Source organism: Leptothermofonsia sp. ETS-13, assembly GCF_049200465.1.
In the GTDB taxonomy this organism is placed as follows: domain Bacteria; phylum Cyanobacteriota; class Cyanobacteriia; order Leptolyngbyales; family Leptolyngbyaceae; genus Leptothermofonsia.
In genome coordinates, this window is the sequence record NZ_CP120836.1 from 4229955 (window position 1) to 4251168 (window position 21214).

Annotated in this window: 17 protein-coding genes and 1 pseudogene; 9 read left to right on the forward strand and 9 right to left on the reverse strand. The window is 50.9% G+C overall.

Translation table 11 applies throughout. From position 1 onward, the window contains the following. Window positions 1-26: 26 nt before the first annotated feature. Both P4D80_RS19225 and P4D80_RS19230 read right to left on the reverse strand, forming a co-directional pair. Complete coding sequence (locus tag P4D80_RS19225; RefSeq protein WP_421655618.1) at window positions 27-1424, reverse strand: TldD/PmbA family protein; 1398 nt, start codon at window positions 1422-1424, stop codon at window positions 27-29. Window positions 1425-1925: 501 nt separating this feature from the next. After that, entirely contained in the window at window positions 1926-2141 is a 216-nt protein-coding gene (locus P4D80_RS19230; protein ID WP_421655620.1) for a hypothetical protein, read from the reverse strand. A 347-nt stretch (window positions 2142-2488) separates the two neighbouring features. On the opposite strand from P4D80_RS19230, the gene P4D80_RS19235 reads away from it, so the two are divergent. Next, window positions 2489-5293, forward strand: coding sequence for a CapA family protein (locus P4D80_RS19235; protein ID WP_421655622.1), 2805 nt, complete (start codon window positions 2489-2491; stop codon window positions 5291-5293). Between the two features lie 5 nt (window positions 5294-5298). After that, window positions 5299-6168 (forward strand): aldose epimerase, encoded by an 870-nt coding sequence (locus P4D80_RS19240; RefSeq protein ID WP_421659569.1) that lies wholly within the window; start codon window positions 5299-5301, stop codon window positions 6166-6168. Between the two features lie 140 nt (window positions 6169-6308). Here the strand turns inward: P4D80_RS19240 and P4D80_RS19245 are convergent, their stop codons facing one another. The 5 genes and pseudogenes from P4D80_RS19245 to P4D80_RS19265 form a co-directional block, all read right to left on the reverse strand. Continuing rightward, entirely contained in the window at window positions 6309-6869 is a 561-nt protein-coding gene (locus tag P4D80_RS19245) for a GNAT family N-acetyltransferase (protein ID WP_421655624.1), read from the reverse strand. A gap of 17 nt (window positions 6870-6886) precedes the next feature. After that, the gene (locus tag P4D80_RS19250; RefSeq protein WP_421655626.1) at window positions 6887-8290 is read right to left on the reverse strand and encodes a cytochrome c biogenesis protein; all 1404 of its coding nucleotides are present in this window, start codon (window positions 8288-8290) and stop codon (window positions 6887-6889) included. 64 nt (window positions 8291-8354) lie between these two features. Next, a complete protein-coding gene (locus P4D80_RS19255; protein ID WP_421655627.1) occupies window positions 8355-9098 on the reverse strand; it encodes a cytochrome c biogenesis protein CcdA in 744 nt (247 codons plus the stop codon). 137 nt (window positions 9099-9235) lie between these two features. Further along, window positions 9236-10435, reverse strand: a pseudogene (locus P4D80_RS19260) (FtsW/RodA/SpoVE family cell cycle protein). Window positions 10436-10535: 100 nt separating this feature from the next. After that, window positions 10536-11408 carry a 6-carboxytetrahydropterin synthase gene (locus P4D80_RS19265; RefSeq protein WP_421655628.1) on the reverse strand — a complete coding sequence of 291 codons (873 nt, stop codon included), beginning with the start codon at window positions 11406-11408 and terminating at the stop codon, window positions 10536-10538. Between the two features lie 117 nt (window positions 11409-11525). Here P4D80_RS19265 and P4D80_RS19270 point away from each other — a divergent pair, with 117 nt between their 5' ends. After that, window positions 11526-13013 carry a mechanosensitive ion channel domain-containing protein gene (locus P4D80_RS19270; RefSeq protein WP_421655629.1) on the forward strand — a complete coding sequence of 496 codons (1488 nt, stop codon included), beginning with the start codon at window positions 11526-11528 and terminating at the stop codon, window positions 13011-13013. 71 nt (window positions 13014-13084) lie between these two features. Here P4D80_RS19270 and hemW read toward each other — a convergent pair whose 3' ends face one another. Beyond that, a complete protein-coding gene (gene hemW / locus P4D80_RS19275; RefSeq protein WP_421655630.1) occupies window positions 13085-14419 on the reverse strand; it encodes a radical SAM family heme chaperone HemW in 1335 nt (444 codons plus the stop codon). A 175-nt stretch (window positions 14420-14594) separates the two neighbouring features. Here hemW and P4D80_RS19280 point away from each other — a divergent pair, with 175 nt between their 5' ends. Continuing rightward, the gene (locus tag P4D80_RS19280; protein ID WP_421655631.1) at window positions 14595-15674 is read left to right on the forward strand and encodes a PIN/TRAM domain-containing protein; all 1080 of its coding nucleotides are present in this window, start codon (window positions 14595-14597) and stop codon (window positions 15672-15674) included. Between the two features lie 85 nt (window positions 15675-15759). Here P4D80_RS19280 and P4D80_RS19285 read toward each other — a convergent pair whose 3' ends face one another. Then, window positions 15760-17094: a vWA domain-containing protein gene (locus P4D80_RS19285; protein WP_421655632.1), complete on the reverse strand. Its 1335-nt coding sequence runs from the start codon at window positions 17092-17094 to the stop codon at window positions 15760-15762. Window positions 17095-17529: 435 nt separating this feature from the next. Between P4D80_RS19285 and P4D80_RS19290 the strand changes: the two genes are divergently transcribed. From P4D80_RS19290 to P4D80_RS19310, 5 genes are all read left to right on the forward strand, one after another. Then, window positions 17530-18201, forward strand: coding sequence for an ATP-dependent Clp protease proteolytic subunit (locus P4D80_RS19290; protein WP_421655634.1), 672 nt, complete (start codon window positions 17530-17532; stop codon window positions 18199-18201). A 19-nt stretch (window positions 18202-18220) separates the two neighbouring features. Next, window positions 18221-18886, forward strand: coding sequence for an ATP-dependent Clp protease proteolytic subunit (locus P4D80_RS19295; protein WP_421655635.1), 666 nt, complete (start codon window positions 18221-18223; stop codon window positions 18884-18886). Between the two features lie 176 nt (window positions 18887-19062). Next, the gene (locus P4D80_RS19300; RefSeq protein ID WP_421655637.1) at window positions 19063-19656 is read left to right on the forward strand and encodes an ATP-dependent Clp protease proteolytic subunit; all 594 of its coding nucleotides are present in this window, start codon (window positions 19063-19065) and stop codon (window positions 19654-19656) included. Window positions 19657-19734: 78 nt separating this feature from the next. Beyond that, window positions 19735-20370: a DnaJ domain-containing protein gene (locus P4D80_RS19305; protein ID WP_421655639.1), complete on the forward strand. Its 636-nt coding sequence runs from the start codon at window positions 19735-19737 to the stop codon at window positions 20368-20370. 336 nt (window positions 20371-20706) lie between these two features. After that, complete coding sequence (locus P4D80_RS19310) at window positions 20707-21156, forward strand: ATP-binding protein (RefSeq protein ID WP_421655641.1); 450 nt, start codon at window positions 20707-20709, stop codon at window positions 21154-21156. Window positions 21157-21214: the final 58 nt, after the last annotated feature.

Genomic DNA, 21214 nt, shown 5'->3' on the forward strand with positions numbered 1-21214 from the left:
ACGGCCTGCTGATAGGGGGATTGAGTCTAAACTGTCTCCCCACCAACCACTACATTCTGAATGCGTAAACTGGGACCGCCACATCCAACAGGCAGGCCACTCTGCCCTCCCTTACCACATCCACCCGACTCATCCCAGAAAAAATCATCCCCGATCGCCTCAATGTCGGCCAGCGTCTTAAACGCATTTCCTGAAAGGGTCACATCCCTAACGGGTTCAGCAATTTCGCCATTGCGGATCATCCAGGCTTCCCCAGCGGCAAAAGTAAACATTTCACCGTTCGTCATGCCACCCAACCAGTTGCGGGCATAAACCCCTTCCTCAATACCGCTAAACAAATCCTGGACAGGCGTATTCCCGCGCTCAATCCAGGTATTAGTCATACGGACGATGGGAGGATAGTGATAGTTAAGACAGCGAGCATTCCCTGTGGCCTCCTCGCCCAACTTACCTGCTGTTTCACGAGAATGGAGTCGTCCCACCAGAACCCCATCCTTAATTAGCTGGGTTGTTGTGGCGGGCGTACCTTCATCGTCATAAAAGTAGCTGCCCCGGTGACCAGCAGGAGCGGCTCCATCAAAAATCTGTAACTCAGAGGGGCCAAACCGCCGACCGAGGCTCATGACTTCTAACAGGTCAGGATTTTCGTAGGCCATGTCTGCTTCCGAAAGGTGTCCAAACGCTTCGTGGACAAATAGTCCAGTCAAAATCGGGTCAATCACAACGGTGTAGGTATTCCCCTTCACCGGAGGCAGTACCAAGGAGTCCACTGCTCTTTGAGCCGCACTACGCACCTGGGCATCCAGCCCAACCAGATCTTCATAAGCCTTGCGAGAACCAGTTGTTTCACGCCCAGTTTGAACCGTGTCTCCATTGCGGGCAGTCGCTGCAAATCGCATTTCCATATCAACCCACGACTGCTCCAGGAGGGTTCCTTCCGACGTTGCAAGGATAATCCGCTGCGAGCTATCCCCATAACGTACGGAAACTGTTGCCACCTTGGGACTGACACTACGAAGAATTTCGCCGTAGTGCTGGCAAAGGAGTTTCTTTTCCAGAAGGGGAACCTGTCGTGGATCGGTGCCAGTCAGAGGTAAGACGCAGGTATCTTGAACCAGGGGAATAGGGGCTAGCAATGTCTCCTCCTCACCAACCAGACGAGCAGCAGCGATCGCTTCCTCAATCCGTTCTGCCAGAGTCGAGAGCTGATTGAAACTGGCAAACCCCCAACCACCTCTGTAGCAAGCTCTTACCTGCCCCCCAATGGAGATGCCTTCACTCAAAGTTTCAATCCGATTACCCCGCAGGAGAATGTCTGACCCTTCTGCCGCTTCCAGGCGAATTGCCAGGTAGTCAATTTGAGAGCGATAGCGAGCAATCAGGTCAGAGAGTAAATCTTTTATGTTAGCAGGCAGGCTGGCCATGGCGAACCATCAATAGGTAAGGTGGACTGCCTCCATTCTGCAATGATTTGAGTGCGGTTGCAAAAGGGTGAGGGGCCAGGGAGCAGGAGAGTTTTGAGCTTTAAATTTTGAGTTTTCCCCTCGCCTCTCACCCCAACATCCACGGTTCTTCTGGCTTGCCGGTGAAAGAGTAGCGTAAGTTACTCTTTCGCCCCAAACAAAAACCATGGAATATTGATTTTGTTTTTGTGATAAGCGAAGCTTATCACAAAACTCCCAGGAGAGCCACATCTACTACTGGTCAATCAATCAATATAGCTGTCGCCAGGTTGCTTAGGACATTGTTTTTAAGGGGGTGTGGGAGTTGCGCCCCCAGCCAGGGGGGCCACCCCTGCACCCCGTCCTAAGCCTGGTGGCTATAGCTATAACTGACGGGTTAGCCAAAATCCAGGTTGTTGAGTAGAGTTGAATTTTGCGGGTCTTCGACCTGTCAAAATTTTCCTGACGGAACACTACCTCCCCTCACCGAATAGTAGGACATTTGATAGATGGCATTTGAAGGGATTGGCGGGCTTCCCGACGAATATGGCCCAGTTTGATGGCGTCGTACAGCTTTTCTAAGGCTTGTAAATCTGTGGAGCGGCAACCACCAACTGCCAGGACTTGGCGGATCAAGCCTTCTGATTCGACGCTGAGGCAGCCAGTTTGAAATGCGGATTCAACCAGAGAAGAAATCATAGAAGCACCAATCCTTCATCCACGATCGCTTCTTCTAATATCAGCAATTTGTCTGACTAAAAAATTGATTGGGATCGCTGGCCAGGTGTGATGCGATGCAGCTTGAGCCGTGACATCTAACTGTAAATTATGTGATGTCTGTCACACCCCTGACTTCCCATCTCACACACTTTTGGATAAAACCTGCCACTTTAACCGAGATTTTTTGAGAAATTCGAAGATTATGGAGTATTAATGAACTATTAGTTGCAGTGTGTTGCAGTGTGACTTGAGGGAGTGGGTCTCATATCTTGAGGGAGTGGGTCTCATATTGAGATGAGCGTGGCGGATAGTGAGGGTTAGCAGCGATGGTTTACACGGACAAGCTATATCAACCACCGATTGTAGAACTGGCAAAGGCAGGGAATTTTCAGGCGATCGCCCACTGGATTAACCAGTTTCTGGTGCCTTATGGCATGCATGCTTCGGTGGGGGCTATTCGTCCTGGCTACTTGAAGGTTTTGGTAGAGTTGCCCTGGGTTGAATCGGAAGACTTGCCAGACGATCGGCGCGACTACCTGGTGCGATACATTTGTCACCGCATCTGGCACCTGAACTCTGCGGTGATTGAAGGGGTACAGATCGCTGCCCAGTTTGCGGGGGAGTCAAAGATTCTGTGGCAGCAGTCTGTGCGGGTGGTTTCTCCGGCGCGGCGATTGAGGCAGCAGCAGTCACAGCAACTTCGTACCCAGGTGCAGCAGACAGCTCAACGCAAAACCCAACTGAAGACAATGCGGGCCTTTTTGGTCAGTGGTGCTCCCCTGTTTGCTTTTTTCTTTGGGTGTTTTCTGGGGTTCTCAAAGGCTCCGGTGGAACAGACTAATGCGGTTGCTTCCTCCCAGCCAGAAACGAATAAAAGCCAGACAGGTTCTGGTGAGCAGGCAACGGTCCGGCCCGACACTGTGCAAGCCGCCCTGGAAGCGGTTCCCGTTGTGAAGCACGACAAGGTGGCCGACCCCAACGATCCGACTGTCACACTGATGTTTTCGGGGGACGTCACTCTGGGAGAGGCATTTGAAGAAACGATTGGCAAGGACTATGATCATGCCTTTGCCGCAATGGATGAGTATCGCCAGGCGGACCTGGCTATGGTCAACCTGGAGAATCCATTAACAAAAGCGACTATTCCTTTGCCGGATAAGCAGTTCAACTTTAAAGCTGATCCTGAGTCGGTGAAGGTGTTGGAAAAAGGTGGGGTAGACCTGGTGACCCTGGCTAACAACCATACTATGGATTTTGAGGAAGCCGGGCTCACTGAAACGATCGATACCCTGGACCGTTCAGGGATTTTGCATTTAGGGGCAGGGCGGGATGAGAAGGAAGCTCGTCGTCCAGAAATTGTGGAAGTGAAGGGGCAACGGGTTGCGTACCTGGGTTACTACGGTGCCGATTTCCACGCAGCCGGTAAGGGCAAGGCAGGTACGAACTTCGCCGATGAAGCTCGGATTGCTGCCGATATCAAGTCCATCCGCGATCAGGTGGATTGGATTGTGGTGAACTTTCACTGGGGGGAGGAACTGGCGAACTATCCCGCGGAGTGGCAGATTGATCTGGCCCACTTTACAGTGGATCAGGGAGCGGATTTGATCGTTGGGCATCACCCCCATGTATTGCAGGGGGCCGAGATTTATAAAGGACGCCCGATCGCCTATTCTCTGGGCAACTTTATCTTCGGCGGCAATTCTCGTAAGGACTATGACACGGCTGTCTTGAAGGTCGCTTTGAAAGACCGACAGATGAAGGTAGAGTTCTTACCCGTTGAGGTGCGCAACTATCAGCCTCAGGTGGTGGGGGGCGATCGCGGGGCTCAAATCCTCAAGCAGATTCACGATCTATCCACAAGCTTCACCCAACCGATGCGATCGCCCACAGTCCTGGATGCCCGCATTTCTCCCAAAATCGAACCATCCACCGCGCCAACGCCTGCGGATAAATCCTCCAGCCCAACTGGAAGCGATACTCCATTCATTGAGCCCAAAACTCCAGAGGCCGACTCTTCTTCTCCAGAATCCTCACCGCCTACAGAGGCAACCTCTCCCTCACCGGAGGCAACGGTTCCTCCAGCGGACACCTCTGCTCCGGGAACAGAACCGACCCCCTCAGCCAACACTGCGACGCCCTCTCCCCAACCAACCTTGCCATCGGATAGTTCTGTTCCGCCAGCAGATTTTTCAACTCCTAAAGATAGTTCAACCCCCTCAGTCCAACCCACTCCTTCTGGGGAAGCGATCTCTCCTTCGCCAGAGCCCACTATTCCTCAAGACATGGCATCCCCAGCCGCGGATCCTGTGTTGTCAACCGATTCTGTCCAACCCCAGGATTCGGACTCAACGGCAAGTGATTCCCAATCACCCAATGCCCAACCCAATCATCTAGACAACACCGTTTCTCCTGATGCCCAATATTCGGAATCATCAGATCCATCGACCGATACCACTCCTTCCTATTCCAACGAAGCCGTAAATCCTGACGTTCCTGCTTCAGAAGATACGGCCACTTCTGACTATTCTTCGGACTATTCAACCGATACGACAGATTCTCTGACCAATCCTGCCGAAGCCGATCGCCTGTTGCGAGAAGCGGAGAAGCTCCTTCAGGAAGAAACCCCACCCGCGGATACGGTTGATCCACCCTCGGCAGTTGGGGGGCCTGCGGATCCGGTAGATTCCTATAAAGATTCTTCTACCGATGGGGTTGAATCGGGTACGCCTGATGCTTCAACGTCTGAAGCCCCAGTGGACTTCAGCCAACCCCCCGCTCCCCAGGAGGATGCGTCCAGCCAAACCTCAACTCCGGCGGAGGTTCCAGCGGCAGAAGCAATCTCTGAAGATTCAGTAACAGAGTCTGTCCCCGAATCGGTTTCTGAGCAACCGATTGAGCAACCGGCTGACTCTTCAATGGATACTTCATTGATTTACCCAGAGATTTTACCGACACCCGATGGGGCAGAAGTTCGTCGTGAGGAGGCGATCGCCCTCAGATACCTGTCCGGCTTACACCAATCCCTGGCTGATGATCTGAAATATCAGGAGTCTGACGAGGATGCTTCGGTGCCAGAAGAAGACACGGCGATCGCTCCTCCGGTCGCATTGATGGCAGCCGCTATTTGGTGACAGTCATGTTTGCGATCGCCCTCAAGCAGGAACCCTACAAAACTTACGTTCTGTCCAGCACTGAAACCGGAGCCAGTTTGGAAGTGGTGCCAGAGCGGGGTGGCATCGTCACTCGCTGGCAGGTTAATGGGCGAAACATTCTTTACCTGGATGAGGAGCGGTTTGCCAATCCGTCCCTTTCCGTGCGGGGTGGCATCCCCATCCTGTTTCCCATCTGCGGTAACCTGCCAGACAATCAGTACACTCATAACGGCCAACTCTACACTCTGAAGCAACACGGTTTCGCCCGCGATTTGCCCTGGGACGTGGTGGAACAGATGACTCAAGACCGGGGCAGTTTAGTTTTAAGACTGGTTAGCAACGAGCAAACCCGTGCCTTTTACCCCTTTGAGTTTGAACTGATATTCACTTACACCCTGCACAATGGCACCCTGGCAACCCATCAGCGCTATACGAACCATTCGCCTGTATCCATGCCTTTTTCAGCCGGGTTTCATCCCTACTTTCAGGTGACGGACAAATCCCAACTGCAGTTTGACATCCCTGCCAGCAGCTTTCTCGATCAGCGAACGAAAACTGTGCATCCGTTTGACGGTCATTTTAACTTTCAGCAGGATGAAATTGATGTTGCTTTTATTGGCGTCACTCGTCAGTCAGCAACAGTGATTGATCCCAGTCAGTCTTTCCGGCTCCTGCTGGAATACAGCAACGCTTTCTCAACGCTGGTCTTCTGGACAATTAAAGGGAAGGATTATTATTGTCTGGAACCCTGGACGGCACCCCGCAATGCTTTGAACACGGGGGAGCGCTTGATTTATCTAGACCCTGGAGCCAGTATGGAAACAGTTTTCAACCTGAGTGTTGAGTTTCTGTAGAGGCAATGATCCGTAGCAAGTTTCAAATAGTCTAATGTTGCAAACACTAAATTTTGCAACATGGAGGTTTGGGGGCTTCGCCCCCAAGCAGGGGTTTCACCCTCTGCACTCCCAACAAAACTTTTGTTTTGCGGTCTGTACTAGTCTTTCTCTTTGATTCGCTTTGCCATCAGGATATCGGGTTTACTAAAGCCGTTCGCATCAGGGATGACACCCACAATGGTGTGGCCCTGTTTCCGATAGAACTCGTAGGGATGGTGGCGCAGGTTTTTGATCTGGGCAATGTGCTCCCAGACGTTGGGGTAAAGGTCGATACCAAAGAGGCTGGTTTCGCCAGCCTCGTCATCGGTACCGATATAAATCGTGCCACCACCCCGCTGCCTGACCTGTTCTTCCAGGTCAGCAACAAGAGCTTTGCCAACTCCCTGCCGCTGGCGATCGCCCCTGACTACCAGGGGATGAAGTTCCCAGGCATGGCCTTCGTAGCTCCGGATAGCACCAATCCAACCCAAGACTGTGCCATCCTCATCCACAGCGATGCGACTGATGCGATCGGAAGCGAAGGATGCCTGAATTTCTTCCAGAGCACTGTCGCGATTGGCAAAGTGTTCTGAAGAGCGCCCCTGAAAGCCTGCAACAAAGAAATCGACAATTTGGGCGATCGCCGATTGGTTGTCGCCAGTGAGATCGATAATCTGCATGGATAGCTGATCCAGATTCAATTCAAGGCAGCTGTTTCTGGAACAGGTGAAGCCGCCTGATTCTCTGCTCCCATCTGATCTAGAATCGCCAAAAATTCCCGTTCAAAAGCCACCTGAGCCCGGTTCGTTCTGCCGCCTATAAACAGTTGCTTGCCTTGCTGTAAAGCCCAGATTTGAGAGTGGGAGACGTAGCTCATCAATACCCCCAGCATCAGCAAGCCAAAACCTGCGTAAACAATGGGGATGCCGGGGTCTGCTTTAATCTGTAGGCCCGTGCTACCGACCAGTTCCTTCACGGACAGGGTGATGCCATTGACCTGGGTAGACATGCCCGCCCGCACCGTTGCAACCAGTTTTCCTGCCATATCGTAGACCAGCACCATTCCCTGAAGATCCTTCGCCACCAGGGACACTCCATCACTCAGGTCGGGTTTAGTGGGAACCCAGGTACCCCAGACCCGTCCCTTTGCGCCTGTATCAAGTTGCGCCATTGGAATCTGGAAGATGGGGCTGTTGTTAAGTTTGACTCGCACGGCTGCGATCGCCCAGTCTGCCTGATACAGGGTCACCCCCCGATAGCGCAGTGGTTCATTGACATGAATGGTCTTGCGCTTGACCTCTGTACCCTCCCGATTCAGAACAGACATATCAGAGTAAAACTGGTCAATACTGCCCTCCGGGGTGTAGTCAATCCAAAACCGATTGACTTTGACCGACCAGTCTTTGGGAATCTGGGAAGTAGCCAGCGGCCCTGCATCGGTAATGTTTGAAATCTGAAAGGTTTCGCCACTGGGCACCATTTCCTGAGCAATGAACCCCGTTAATGCTCCCCAGATGGCTCCTACGAGAATCACCAGAATCCCCACATGGACGATAATTGGACCAATCCGTCCCGAAATTCCCTTATGGGCGTAGAGGGAGTCGCCCTGACGGAAAATTCGATATCGCCGTTGTTCCAGAAGGGGCACCACCTTTTCCACATCCGCCTGATTAAATTCTGCGCTCAAGGCAAATTTCTGAAATTGCCGGGGTTGGGTGTAAAAATTCCAGGTGCGAGAAAACCACCGGAGTGCTGGCAGTTGCCGTTTGAATGTGCAAGCGGTGAGGCTGGAACCAAACAGAATCAACAGTGCCAGAAACCACCAGGTACGGTAGACGTGATCCAGCCCCAGCGTCAGAAGCACCTTCCAGCTCAGGAATCCAAACAGGGCAGGCTGTTCTGGATAGTTGGCTTTATAAAACTCGACGGACTGCCCCTGCTCGATGAGGGTGCCAGAAATGCTGAACATAGCAATGATCAGGAGGAGGGCGATCGCCAGCCGCAAATCTGCCAGCAGCGGCACCAGTTCTCGCTTAAAAAAATATTGAGGCGCGGCTCCCAGATGGGAAAGCTTGAGGGGAAATGAATCTTTTGCAGCCATTGACTTTAATGCTCCCTATCAGAGCCAGGACAAAACCCGTAAACTTGCGAGAAATGCTCCAGTTTTAGATACTGCTGTCTGGGAGCAAACGCAACAGCAGTGAAAATACCCCAAACCCAACCAACAGGGCACCACTGGTCGGAGTAATCCAACCAGACCAGCGACGTAGCTCTAACAGCTTCTTAATCGATGCAGTAAACGTCCCGGCCAGCACTAAGGGAGACACATAGCCGATCGCGTAGGACATTAGCAGCACACTTCCTAAAACCGGGTCCTGGGTGGTTGAAATCCACGCTAACAAAGTAGCCAGGACAGGCGTACTGCAGGGGGAGGCAACCAGTCCAAACGTCAATCCAATCAAGTAGGATCGGACACCCGCTGGCAAATCTTTAGAAATCCACTCCAAACCACCCCAGGCAGGTAAAGGGAGCGGTAAGGCTTCCAGCAGATTCAACCCCATCAAAATGGCAACCACGCTGACGACAATTGGTAAACCAAGCCCCACCTGCCCATAGATGTGACCCAGTACGGCAGCTAAAATTCCCAGCCCTGCGAGTGTAGTTGCCAATCCCAGGGAGAACCAGACCGACTGAACAGCCGCCTGGAGCCGACTTTGATTTTCGTAGCCGCCGATGTAACCAACCGTAATCGGCAGCATCGAGAGCATACAGGGAGTCAGACTGGTCAGCAACCCCGCCAAAAAAATAATTCCCACACTGACCAGGGTTAGGTGAGTCAATTGTTGAGAGACTAGCGTATCAGCAAAACGCTCTAGCCAGTACAGTTGAGTTTTCAGTGTTTCAAGCATCCGTCAGCCAAAATGGACGTCTATCAGGCAGAGAAATCAAACCGATTTCTAAACTCATCTAATATCTTACCGAAGCCCAATCTCCGTCAGATGTAGAAAACTCCTACACAAATGTAGAAAACCCCTGTAGAAAACCCCTACACAAATCGTCTTCTGGCAGCCCCTCGCCCCCGATTGAGGGGCTGATGGTCCTGTAATGAAACAACTTTGGCTTCGCTACTTTCCCGTGCCACCCGAATTAAAATTCCAGCCGCTGCCAGGCTTGCAATCATAGAGCTGCCACCATAGCTGATCAATGGGAAAGGTAGGCCAGTGGTTGGCAAAACCCCAGTTGACACGCCGATGTGGAGTAATGCCTGTCCCACCAGCAATACCATCACCCCGATCGCGACCAGCCGATACACAGGCTTCCGCGCTTTCATTGCAACCCGCACCGCTAACGTTGCGTAGACAACCAGCAGGACCAGTAATAACACACTGCCGACAAACCCAAACTCTTCTGCAAACACCGCAAAAATAAAGTCTGTGTCCTGAATCGGCAGATAGAACAACTTTTGCTGGGAGAGGCCAAACCCTGCGCCAAAGGGGCCACCCGAACCAACTGCCAGTAAACTCTGAATCAACTGATAACCATCGCCGGTAGGGTCAGCCCAGGGGTTGAGAAACGACATCACCCGACGCCGCTGGTAACTGCGCAGGCTGACGCTGATGAGAGCTAGCAAAAAGCCTGCGATCGCTGTTGCGCTCAATTGAAAATAGGGAAGCCCCGCCGCCAGAGCCACCAGCCATAACAGAATGCCACACAAAGCTGCCGTACTTAGATTTGGCTGAAGCAGAATTCCCAGAATCACGAGCCCAAAAATGCCCAACCAGGCCAACCGAGTTGCCCACCTCAACCGATTCCACTGCCCGAAAATGCGGGCACTTTGCAGTACTCAAAATGGTTTGATCAGTTCCGAAGGTTGGATGGGAAACGGACCCACAAACAACCAGCGAGTCGCCCCGTTCACCGTTGTTCCCACCCCCGGCAGAAGGGTTACCAGAATGAAACTCAGCAGTAGCAGCAACACCCAATCAGCAATGCCAACGATATAACGCAAGGGGAAATGAACCAGCAGGTTAAACCCCACTATGCCGATCGCCATCCAAGCTAATTGCAGCTTGAGATAGTAAAAACCATCTTTTAGCTCTGAGTCGGCGATCGCAAACGATGCCGAAAACATCACCAGCAACCCCACCAGCAGCCACAAAAACGTGAGCCAGCGCAGCCAGCGTGCTTCAGCCGCCCAATCCTGGGCAGTGGTGTCAAAAAAAGGAATTAGCAGGCGCAGGTTCACAGGGAAGCTTAGATGCAGAGACGAAGAGGACTTTAAAATCCCGGTTCAATCACGCTAGTCTATGCCAGCTTCCCAAAACAATCAAGAGTACAGCTACTCCCTAAGCCCCAATTAAAGCAGGCTCGACCATCTGGACATGGGTTGCCGCTGACTCCTCTTCCACACAGTAAACCTCGCAAGAGTTATTCGGGCTCTCAACCAGCTTCACCTTATGCAGTTGAGCACCAATCTGGCGAATTGGCTCTTTCAGCAGATCGCGAATGTGAACCGCAATATTTTCAGCGGTAGGTACCACCTCCGCAAAATAGGGAATGTCCTTATTCAAAAAGGTGTGGTCAAACGGCTCCACAACGTACTCATCTACAGCCTTTTGAAAGGCAACCAGATCCGCAATCATGCCAGTACGCGGGTCAATTTCACCTTTAATCGTCACTTCCAGATGGTAGTTATGCCCGTGACCATTGGGACGGGCACACTTACCATAAATTTCACAATTCTCTTCGTAGCTGAGGTCAGGGCGTGCCAACCGATGGGCAGCGCTGAAATGGGTGCTGATAGTGAGATACGCTTCCATACCGTTTCCGTAGTAGTCTGCCCAAAGTTCGGGATGTTCAAAAAGCTGAATGCGGACAATCGGGAGATGGGGTACCAGTCGTTGCCAGATGACCCGTGCAATGTTTTCGGTCGTGGGCGGTGTTTCCTGAAATTCCTGCCAAACGTCGTTTAGATAGGAAAAATCGAGCTGGCTGGTGATTTCTCGATGAATTATGTGTTTCACGTCTGACAGGTTCAACACCATGCCATACTCATCCAACTCACCTTCCATCGAGACATAAAGCACGTAATTGTGTCCATGTCCGGGATAGCGAGTACAGGCACCAAACTGCCTGAGATTCTCTGCTTCGCTCAGTTCAGGTAACCAGTAGCGATGACTGGCTGAGAACTGGGCACGGCGATTAATAATGCATTTCATTTGGTCGCCCTAGAGAAGAAAACTGTTAAGTTCCGTAACAATCCTGCTTCCAGGATAAACCAATTTGACTCTGTCTTGTCTGCTAGAGTGGGGAGCATTGCACCCCTCTCCGATAACATGAACTGGTTCCTTAGCAAGCTTCAGGAAATCATTGCAGAGCTTGGGGCGTTGTTAGCCAATCCCATCTTTGAGATTGGTAACAACCGCTATTCTCTCAACCTGATTGCAACCCTCATCTTGATTACGATCGCAGTCTTCTGGGTTTCCCGTGCCTTTAGCAACTGGCTCAAGCGTGGAGTGCTGATCCGCATGGGGCTGGATCGGGGTACCCGTGAAGTGATCGCCTCCTTCATTCGTTACCTGTTCACAGTGCTTGGGTTTCTCATTGTGCTGCAAACCGCAGGTGTGAATCTGAGTTCTCTGACTCTGTTTGCCGGGGTTCTGGGTATTGGTCTGGGCTTTGGGCTGCAAAACCTCGCCAGCAACTTTATCAGTGGTCTGACTCTGCTGGTTGAGCAACCAATTCGGGTAGGGGACTTTATTGAAGTCAACGATCTGTTAGGCACCGTCGAAAATATTTCCATTCGCTCCACCATAGTACGGACTTTGGATGGCATTTTCGTGATCGTGCCAAATATTAAATTTGTAGAAAATAATGTCATTAACTGGAGCTACCGCGATCCCCGCTGTCGCCTCCACATTCCAGTCGGAGTTGATTATGGTAGCGATACCCTGCTGGTCTCTGAGGCACTTCTGGAAGCCGCTCGAAAAGATTCGCGGGTTTTGAATGATCCCCCTCCTAAAGTTTGGTTTCGAGAGTTCGCAGACAGCGCCCTGCTATTTGAACTGCTGGTGTGGATTAACCAGCCCACGGAAAGCGAACCGATCAAAAGTGCCCTGAATTTTCAGATCGAGCGAGAACTACGAATGCGCAATATTCAGGTGCCGTTTCCGCAGCGCGAGCTGTGGATCCGCAACCTGGAAGAAATTGTGCCGCTGTTTGATCGGAGCGGGCGTAACGGTGAAGCAGACAATGGTAACCCCCCTTCCCCAGAACTTCCCACCTTACCTGCACCTTCAGGGGAACAACGGAAAGCGGCACCCAGACCTCCCAGTAATGTGACATTACGTGATCTGTTGCGACGGATTTCTTACTTTGAACAGTGCAGCGATGGAGAGCTGTTGCAACTGATTGAGTATGGCTATCGGCAACTCTTTCCCGCAGAACAGATTGTCTGTGAAGAAGATACGCCAGGGGAATCCTTCTATCTCATCCTCAATGGTTCCGTCGAAATCTTTTCAAAGCGAGTAGAGCAGTACATCGCCACGCTGAATGAGGGGGAGTTTTTTGGTGAAATGTCTTTGTTACTGGGGATTCCACGTTCGGCAACCGTCCGTACCCTGGAGGACACAATTCTGTTTGTGATTGAACGGAATGACCTGCAACGGCTATTGGAGAATCACCGGGGGTTAGCTGACCAGATTGCTCAAAAGCTGATGGAGCGGCAGCAAACTTTACGTGAAATGGGAATTCTGTCGGAGTTTTCCGAGGAAACACCGCTGCTAAAGATTCGCAAGCACTTGCAGACGTTGTTTGGGATTTGAGTCAGTTGCTTAGTTACTGGTTGTTAGAGAGGGGTGAGGAGTAGAGAGTGAGGGGGAAGAGGAGTGGATGTTCAAGAAAATTCTTCAAACAGGGCACTCAGGATGACGTTTGAAAACAAGAATCCTTCTGGATCGGTGAGTTTGATGCGGCCTGTGACTGGTGGAAAGGTTCCGTCCGGAGCGATCGCCTCTGGCCTCTCCTGCACCTCGACCCACCCTTTCTGATAGTAAGGTTGGAGACGATTCCAGATTCTCTCCACGGTTTCCTGACCAAATTTTTGGGAAAGGGTTAACAGGCTCAGTCCTTCGGCCAGTCTGAGCCCCAGCATGAGCGTATCAAGGAGAAGATCACAGGAAGAAAGGGGCACAAGGGATGGAAAAGGATTTATCTCGTTGGTGAGTGCTGTTTGAATTTCCTCCAGCCAGGTGTAATATTCTTGGATTTTGCGGGGCCTGGCGAAGCGATCACCGCCCACATAACTGGTGGCTCCCATCCCAAATCCATAAAATGGGCGATTTTCCCAATACACTCGATTGTGGCGGCACTGATAACCCGGTTTGGCATAGTTAGAAATTTCGTAATGGTCAAACCCAGCGGCGGTCAGGGTTTTCTGAGCCAGGCGGTACATGTCGGCAGTGGTTTTGTCTGAGGGTAGAGGGGCTACCCCTGGTTTGTACTGGCGGCTAAAGGGGGTACCGGCTTCAATTGTTAAGTCATAGCAAGAGAGATGGGTGGGGGACAGGGCAATTGCCCGCTCCAGTGATTCTTGCCAGTGGTTGAGGGTTTGATGGGGCAAACCAGAGATTAAATCCAGGCTAATGTTCTGGAAGCCTGCCTGGTGAATCAGTTCGATGGCTCTGACAATATCCTCGACGGTGTGCGATCGCCCACTAGCTGTCAGCAATTCTGGTTGGAAAGCCTGCACGCCCAAACTCACCCGGTTGACCCCCGCTAAGCGATAGCCTCGCACCTGCTCCAGATCAAACGTAGCGGGATCAATCTCCATTGAAATTTCAGCATCCGCAGCGATCCCAAACTGCTGATCTAAAGCATGCAGAATCTGGTTCAGTTGCTCAACGGAGAGCAGGGAAGGCGTTCCTCCCCCCAGAAATACCGTTTCTAGCACATGCCCCTGAGAAGGAGTACGCCCAATTTCCTGGCAAAGGACTTCAACATAATGGGCGATCGTCCCTGAGTTGCTACCATTAATCCGATCTTGGATAGCTGCCTTCCCCTGTTCCCTAGTCCCTGATTTCTTCTTGATTAGCGGCTTATCCCCGACTACCGAAATCGGGAAATCGCAGTAAAAGCAACGCCTGCGACAAAAAGGAATATGAACATAAGCAGAAGTGGGAGCCTCAAACGGATAAACGGCTTGTCCAGCGTACTCTTTAGCCAAAAGCATTGTTTGAGACGAAGAGTATAATAAAGTTATGCCGGTCTGATGATGAAGCCAGATTTATTTGTCATTTACGTAACTTGTCATTAGTTTAGATTGTTCTCACTGGCTCCTAATCTGGATTGGCAGGTTCTCAGCTTTCTAAAGTTGGGAACAAATTCCCCCCAATCAACCTGAAATTATGCTTGATGCAATCATTATCATTTCTTTCATCCTAGCAGGGGCGGGGATCGGTTTTCATGGCATCGAAGAGTTGCCAACCAGCACCTTACAGCAGGTGACGAACGAAGAGGGGCTGCGTTGGGTGAGCGCTGGCTTTGGAGCCATTATTGGGCTGGCGATCGGTTTAGTTGTGCAAACCAGTTACCGGCGGTTAGAGCGGCAGTTCCGTACCATGCCTGCTGACATTCTACTCAGTCGTGCGGTTGGGATGGTGCTTGGACTACTGGTCGCCAATCTAATTCTGGCTCCCATCTTTCTGCTGCCGATTCCGTCGGAATTCTCGTTCATTAAACCTTTAGCGGCTGTGGTAGGTAGTGTGATGTTTGCAGTTTCTGGCATCACGCTGGCAGATGTGCATGGCCGAGCTTTGCTGCGGTTGATCAATCCCCATACTGTTGAAACACTGTTGCTGGCAGAAGGTACCCTCAAGCCTGCAAGTACCAAGGTGCTGGACACCAGTTGCATTATTGACGGTCGTATTGAAGAACTCCTGAACACCGGGTTCCTGGAAGGGCAAATTCTGGTGCCGCAGTTTGTCTTACGAGAATTGCAGCAGGTTGCCGATGCTTCTAATGACCAGAAGCGGATCCGGGGACGACGGGGGCTGGATATCCTGAATCGGATGAAGGAAGCCTATCCCGATCGCATCCTGATCCACCCGGCAGACTACGATGACGTTCCTACCGTTGATGCCAAGCTGATTCGGTTAGCACAGGAGATCAATGCCACGCTGCTTACCAATGATTACAACCTGAACAAGGTTGCCAATCTCCAAAAGGTGCCTGTTCTAAATATTAATGATCTGACCCAGGCAGTTCGCCCAAGCTATCTACCGGGTGACAGTATCGACCTGAAAATTCTTAAAGAAGGGAAGGAGCCCGCTCAGGGGGTGGGTTATCTAGATGATGGCACTATGGTTGTTGTGGAGGATGGCAGCAGTTACGTCGGTGGTAAGTTGCAGGTGGTCGTTACTAGCGCATTGCAAACCTCCGCAGGAAGAATGATCTTTGCTCGTCCGAAGGCGTCGGTCATTGCTTAAAGCCACTATTACCGAGACTCTTTAACTGGCCTGCCAGTGAAGCTGTATTTCGGCTGGTGGGGATGAAGGGAACTTGTTCCAATCCCTATCCACCCTGCAATGTTGTCTTTGAAACAATCCGTGTTTTCTTGCGATCAGCTTCTGAAAGCTCCTCACCAGACTGAAGGCGAGTCGCACTGTTCTGTAACACGGTAGCAGCTCCCTGGTCTCCCATCTGAAGAGCTGTTTTTGCAGCGGTTTGTAGCATCGTGATGGCTCCAGAGCGATCGCCTATTTGAAGTTTTGTTTCTGCAATTTGCGTTTGCCGATATTTCGCCAGAGCTAGAATATGCTGCTGTACCTGGAGATCGGGTGCGGGGTAGTAAGGGCTGATGAAGTTGGCCGTAACCGGAATTTTTTCGGAGAGAATGCCTTCTCTGGCATAGGCCGGATCATCATAGCGCACCTGGGCATAGGCGATCGTTTGCAGACCCTCCGGCAACTTATTCACGTAAAGGTTTGCCAGCACCACCCTGGGAACATCCACCATTAAATCACCCAGACGTACCTCACAGTGATCGGCTTCTTGTAATACTCCCAGCTCAATTGTGTCGGGGTAGACCTGCGCAATCGGTTTCATCTCCGCCAGACGCACATTGGGCATAAACGACAATAACAGATGCGCATTGGTAAGCCCAACTGATTGAATCCGGGTAAATAAACGGCCAAATTCATCTACCGCCTGCTCTGGATGTTGAATATAAGAAAGGCTTCCCCCACCAGCATCGGCAATTTTTTCCAGGACATCCTGATTCCAGGCATCTCCACAACCCAGAGTATTGACAGTCAGATTATAATCTGCTGCCAACTTTGCCAGTTTCAGGCAGCGCTCGTTATCGCCGTGTTCATTCTCACCATCCGTCAGTAAAAATGCCTGAGAGATGGTATCTCGCTTCGCCTTTGCCAGTTCCTCAATACCTAGCCGCAACCCTTCGTCAATCGCTGTGCCTCCCCCCGCCTTAAGCTGACTGATTTGCAACTTCACACTGGCAGGGTTATGAATCGTTTGGCTTGGTACTAGAACTTTCGCTTTATGGTCAAAGGCCACAATGGAAAGGTGATCGCCCGGGGACAACCGATCCACAATTCGCTGCGCCGCCTGCTTCACCATCTCCATCGGCCGTCCACCCATAGAACCGCTGTGATCCAGAATTAAACATAGGTTTAGAGGGGCATCTCGACCGATTTCTTCTGCGATCGCTGAAATCGAAATTGCAAGCTGACGCTGACTAACCGACTGAGCCGCATCAATATTCATATCGCTCAAAGCAAGCCGCAAACCAACTTTCATAAAACCAAGCTCCTGATTAACCGAGAGCCAGACATCGTCTAAACGCTCAAGACGAATGCTATCTCCCTCCGTAATAGATTCAAGCCGCAAATCACTGAATTCGGAATCCTTCTAGCAACGACTATTCCTAATTCCCGCGTAAATATTGTACGCAACCATTTGCCAGGGAGCACAGTGGGGATGGTGCTGGAGAGAGTTGTTTATCGGTTGTTAGTGAAGGAGGGGCTAAGGGGGGCTAAGGAGTAGAGGCTAAAGGCTAGGGAAGTTTTGAGTGTTGAGTGGCTCCTGGCTGTTGACTGTTAGCTATGGCTGTCGGCTTTTCCCCTTCCCCTATCACCTACTGCCTATCATCCCTAGCCCCTAGCCCCTAGTCCCCAACCCCCTAGTCCCTAGCTCCCTAGCTCCCTAGCTCCCTAGCTCCCTACCCCTGCCCCATCACGCTAGTATGTATAAACAGCGTCTTTCATTACAAAAAATTTCAGCCGCACATCTCAGGTAACACCTGCTATGAGGTTTATCCAAGCCATGCAATCTCAATACTACGGCGATGCGTATTACCGCACGCCTCCACCCGATTTGCCGTCGCTGCTATTGAAGGAGCGCATCATTTATCTGGGATTGCCCCTTGTGTCTTCCGATGATTTCAAGCGTCAATTGGGGGTCGATGTTACCAAGTTAATCATCGCCCAGTTACTCTACCTGCAGTTTGCTGACCCAGAGAAGCCCATTTTTTTCTATATCAATTCAACGGGTACGTCCTGGTATACCGGTGATGCGATCGGTCAAGACACGGAAGCCTTTGCCATCTGTGACACGATTAATTACGTCAAACCCCCAGTCCATACCATCTGTATTGGCCAGGCGATGGGAACTGCTGCCATGATTCTGTCGGCTGGAACGAAAGGTTATCGTGCCAGTCTGCCCCACGCCACCATTGTGCTAAACCAGCCGCGGATTGGGATGGGACGCAGCCAGGCAACGGACATTCAAATTCGGGCTAAGGAAGTTCTGGCAAACAAAGCAGCCATGCTCGATATCCTTTCCCGCAATACAGGGCAGACCCCTGAAAAAATCGCAAAAGACACCGATCGCATGTTCTACATGACTCCCGAACAGGCAAAGGAGTATGGGCTAATTGATCGCGTTTTGGAAAGCACAAAAGACTTGCCAAAAACCCTGCCTGCTGGTGTCTCATAGTTGTTCTATCGCCTTCCCTATGGATGAAATCCTGCGCGTTCCATATAACATCCCTGGTAGCCCCTACTGGCAGTGGATTAACATTTACACCCGGCTTAGCCAGGAACGAATTATTTTCTTAAACCAGCCCATCACTACTGGTTTGGCAAACTCGCTCGTCTCAGCATTGCTGTACCTTGATTCCGAAGACCAAACCAAGCCGATCTATATCTACATCAACTCCTATGGCGATCCTGTGGCGGCTGGGATGGCCAACGAAACGGCAGGCTTGATGTCGATTACTGCTGCATTAGCCATCTACGACACCATGCAGCACGTCAAATCTGAGATTGTAACGGTTTGTCTTGGCCAGGCAATCAGCATGGCAGCACTGATTCTGTCCTCTGGGACAAAAGGGAAACGAGGTAGCTTGCCCCACTCCATGATTGCCCTCAGCCATCCCCAGGCTGCAACCCAAGGGCAGGCAACGGACATCCAGGTGAATGCGGAAGCCGTATTGGCTAAGCAAGCTCTGGTCCTCGACATTCTTGCCAGGAACACAGGCCAATCCACTGAAAGAATTGCTAATGATATGAACCGCACGTTCTACATGACGCCCTATCAGGCTCAGGAATATGGCCTGATTGATCGGGTTTTAGAAAGTTCCAAGGAACTGGTTAAACCAGCCGCTGCGATCGCAGGCTAGAGAGGTGTCGGGGGTGAACGGGGCGATGAGTCGATGGGTAAATTCCCTCATCGACCCTTCAAACTCATCCCCCCTCCACTACTCCTTTCGCCCTTTCCCTTTCATCTTGAACTCAAAACTCAGAACTCAAAATTCTCCTAACCCCTTTCTCTTTCATCATTTCCAGGAGTTTTTCTATGCCTATTGGTATTCCCAGTGTTCCCTACCGTCTTCCCGGTAGTCCTTATGAGCAGTGGATCAGCATTTATGAGCGGCTGTTCCGTGAGCGCATTATTTTTCTGTCTGAAGAAGTTGATGATGGAATTGCCAATGCGATCGTGGCCTATTTGCTCTATCTCGACTCCGATGACCAGAACAAGCCCATCTATCTCTATATCAATTCCCCCGGAGGCTCAGTAACCGCTGGCATGGCGATCTATGACACTATGCAGCACATTAAGTCAGAGGTGGTGACTATCTGCGTCGGATTGGCGGCGTCCATGGGGGCCTTCCTGTTGACGGCAGGCAGTAAGGGCAAACGACTGGCACTTCCCCACGCCCGAATTATGATTCACCAACCTTTGGGAGGAACGCGGGGCCAGGCAACCGACATTGAAATCGAAGCCAGAGAGATTCTGCGAATTCGGCGTCAGTTGAACGAGATTCTGGCAGAACGAACGGGGCAACCCCTCGAAAAAATTGAAAAAGACACTGATCGCGACTATTTCATGTCGGCTCAGGAAGCCAAAGATTATGGTTTAATTGACCGCGTCATTGAGAACATCGCCTGACCCCCCCTTATCAAATTGGGTTGGCAATGGCAAAATGCTAATTATTTTGCCATTGCTACCTTTTGCTATCGCCACTTCATGAACCTTGCCACGTGTTACCAGTTATTGGGGCTGCCGTCAGGAGCGTCATTTGACGACATTAAGGCGTCCTATCGCCGCCTGGCGAGAAAGTACCACCCTGATGTGAATCCCGGCGATGAGCGGGCAAGAGAAAAATTTATGGCTGTGACAGAGGCTTACAAGTATCTTTTATCCGTCAAGGTAAGTTCCGAATTTAGTGGGAAAGTCAATCAGTTGACAGTTGCGCGCAAGCCTACCCCAGACTCAGCCGCCCCGTCCAGAGATGCCGGGAATTTCGTCAAAGCGGCTGTTTCGCCTAAGCCCGCATCTTTACAATTCAACCCAGACCTGTCACCTTTGGAACAGCAGCTTAAGGCAAGCTCCTATCAACAGCTTCAGCGATTGTTGAAGCAGCATCGATTTCCACGGGCGATCGCTCTGATTGAAGGCTTGGCTCGCCGAATTCCCCAAGATCCTGAAGTGATTCAGTGGCAAGCCATTATCTACCAGCGCTGGGGGCGTCACTTAATCCAGGAACGACAGCTTGATAAAGCACGGATTTACCTGAAGAAAGCTTTACGCACCGATCCCCACAATCGTTCACTTTGGGCGGAAGTCGAAAAAGATTTTCGGTATATGGAGCAACTTTTCTAGCGTCAATGTATTAGATCTGAAGTTCAGAATGCAGATGTGAAAAGATGCAAACGATTGAAAATTCGTATCAGATATGGTTTTTCCGGAGTTACTTTGGTAGCATAAAGATATAGGAAATTTCTACTGTGGCTTATTCTAAAATCCTGACCGTCTTTGAAATGTCAGTTTTAGCATTGGCTGGCACCTTATGCAGTTAATGAATATCAGTATCCCCGAAGTTGGCTCTGCTGAAAGATTTAGGTAAATAACCAGCGTCTAGTCAATTCTACTGTTTTTCATTGCATTGTTTTTCTGGTTGAATACATCTGTCCACTTGAAAGCTACGGGGTTTTTTGAGTGATTGCTGTCTCATCTCGTCCCGTTAGACGCCAATGGAACACAGTTAGCTTTGCTTCCACACTCTACTTGATCCCAATTTTGGATCTGCTGCTAGCTGAAATTCCCCCTCGTTGGCGAGCGGAAGTTCGCCTTGGTCTTCAAGAAGCACTTGTTAACGCTGCTAAGCATGGTAACAAGTTGGATCCCAGTAAAACTGTACTGGTGCGTTTTTCTTCGGTTGCCAATCAGTACTGGTGGGTCATCTCAGATCAGGGAGAAGGGTTCAGGCCTTCGCATGATTGCTTCAAAGACCTCAGCAAAGATCTCCCCTGTGATGACCGGGAATGCGGGCGAGGGATATTTATCTTACATCAAGTCTTTGATCAGGTGCAATGGAATGCTAAGGGGACGGAGCTTAGACTTTGCAAACGAGTTAAGGAAGTTTCTCGCTCTCCTATGGTTACCTGATGTCGATTAAAGCGGTTCTTCAGGCGTTGTTGGAAAACTTCAGGCATTGTTGGAAAAC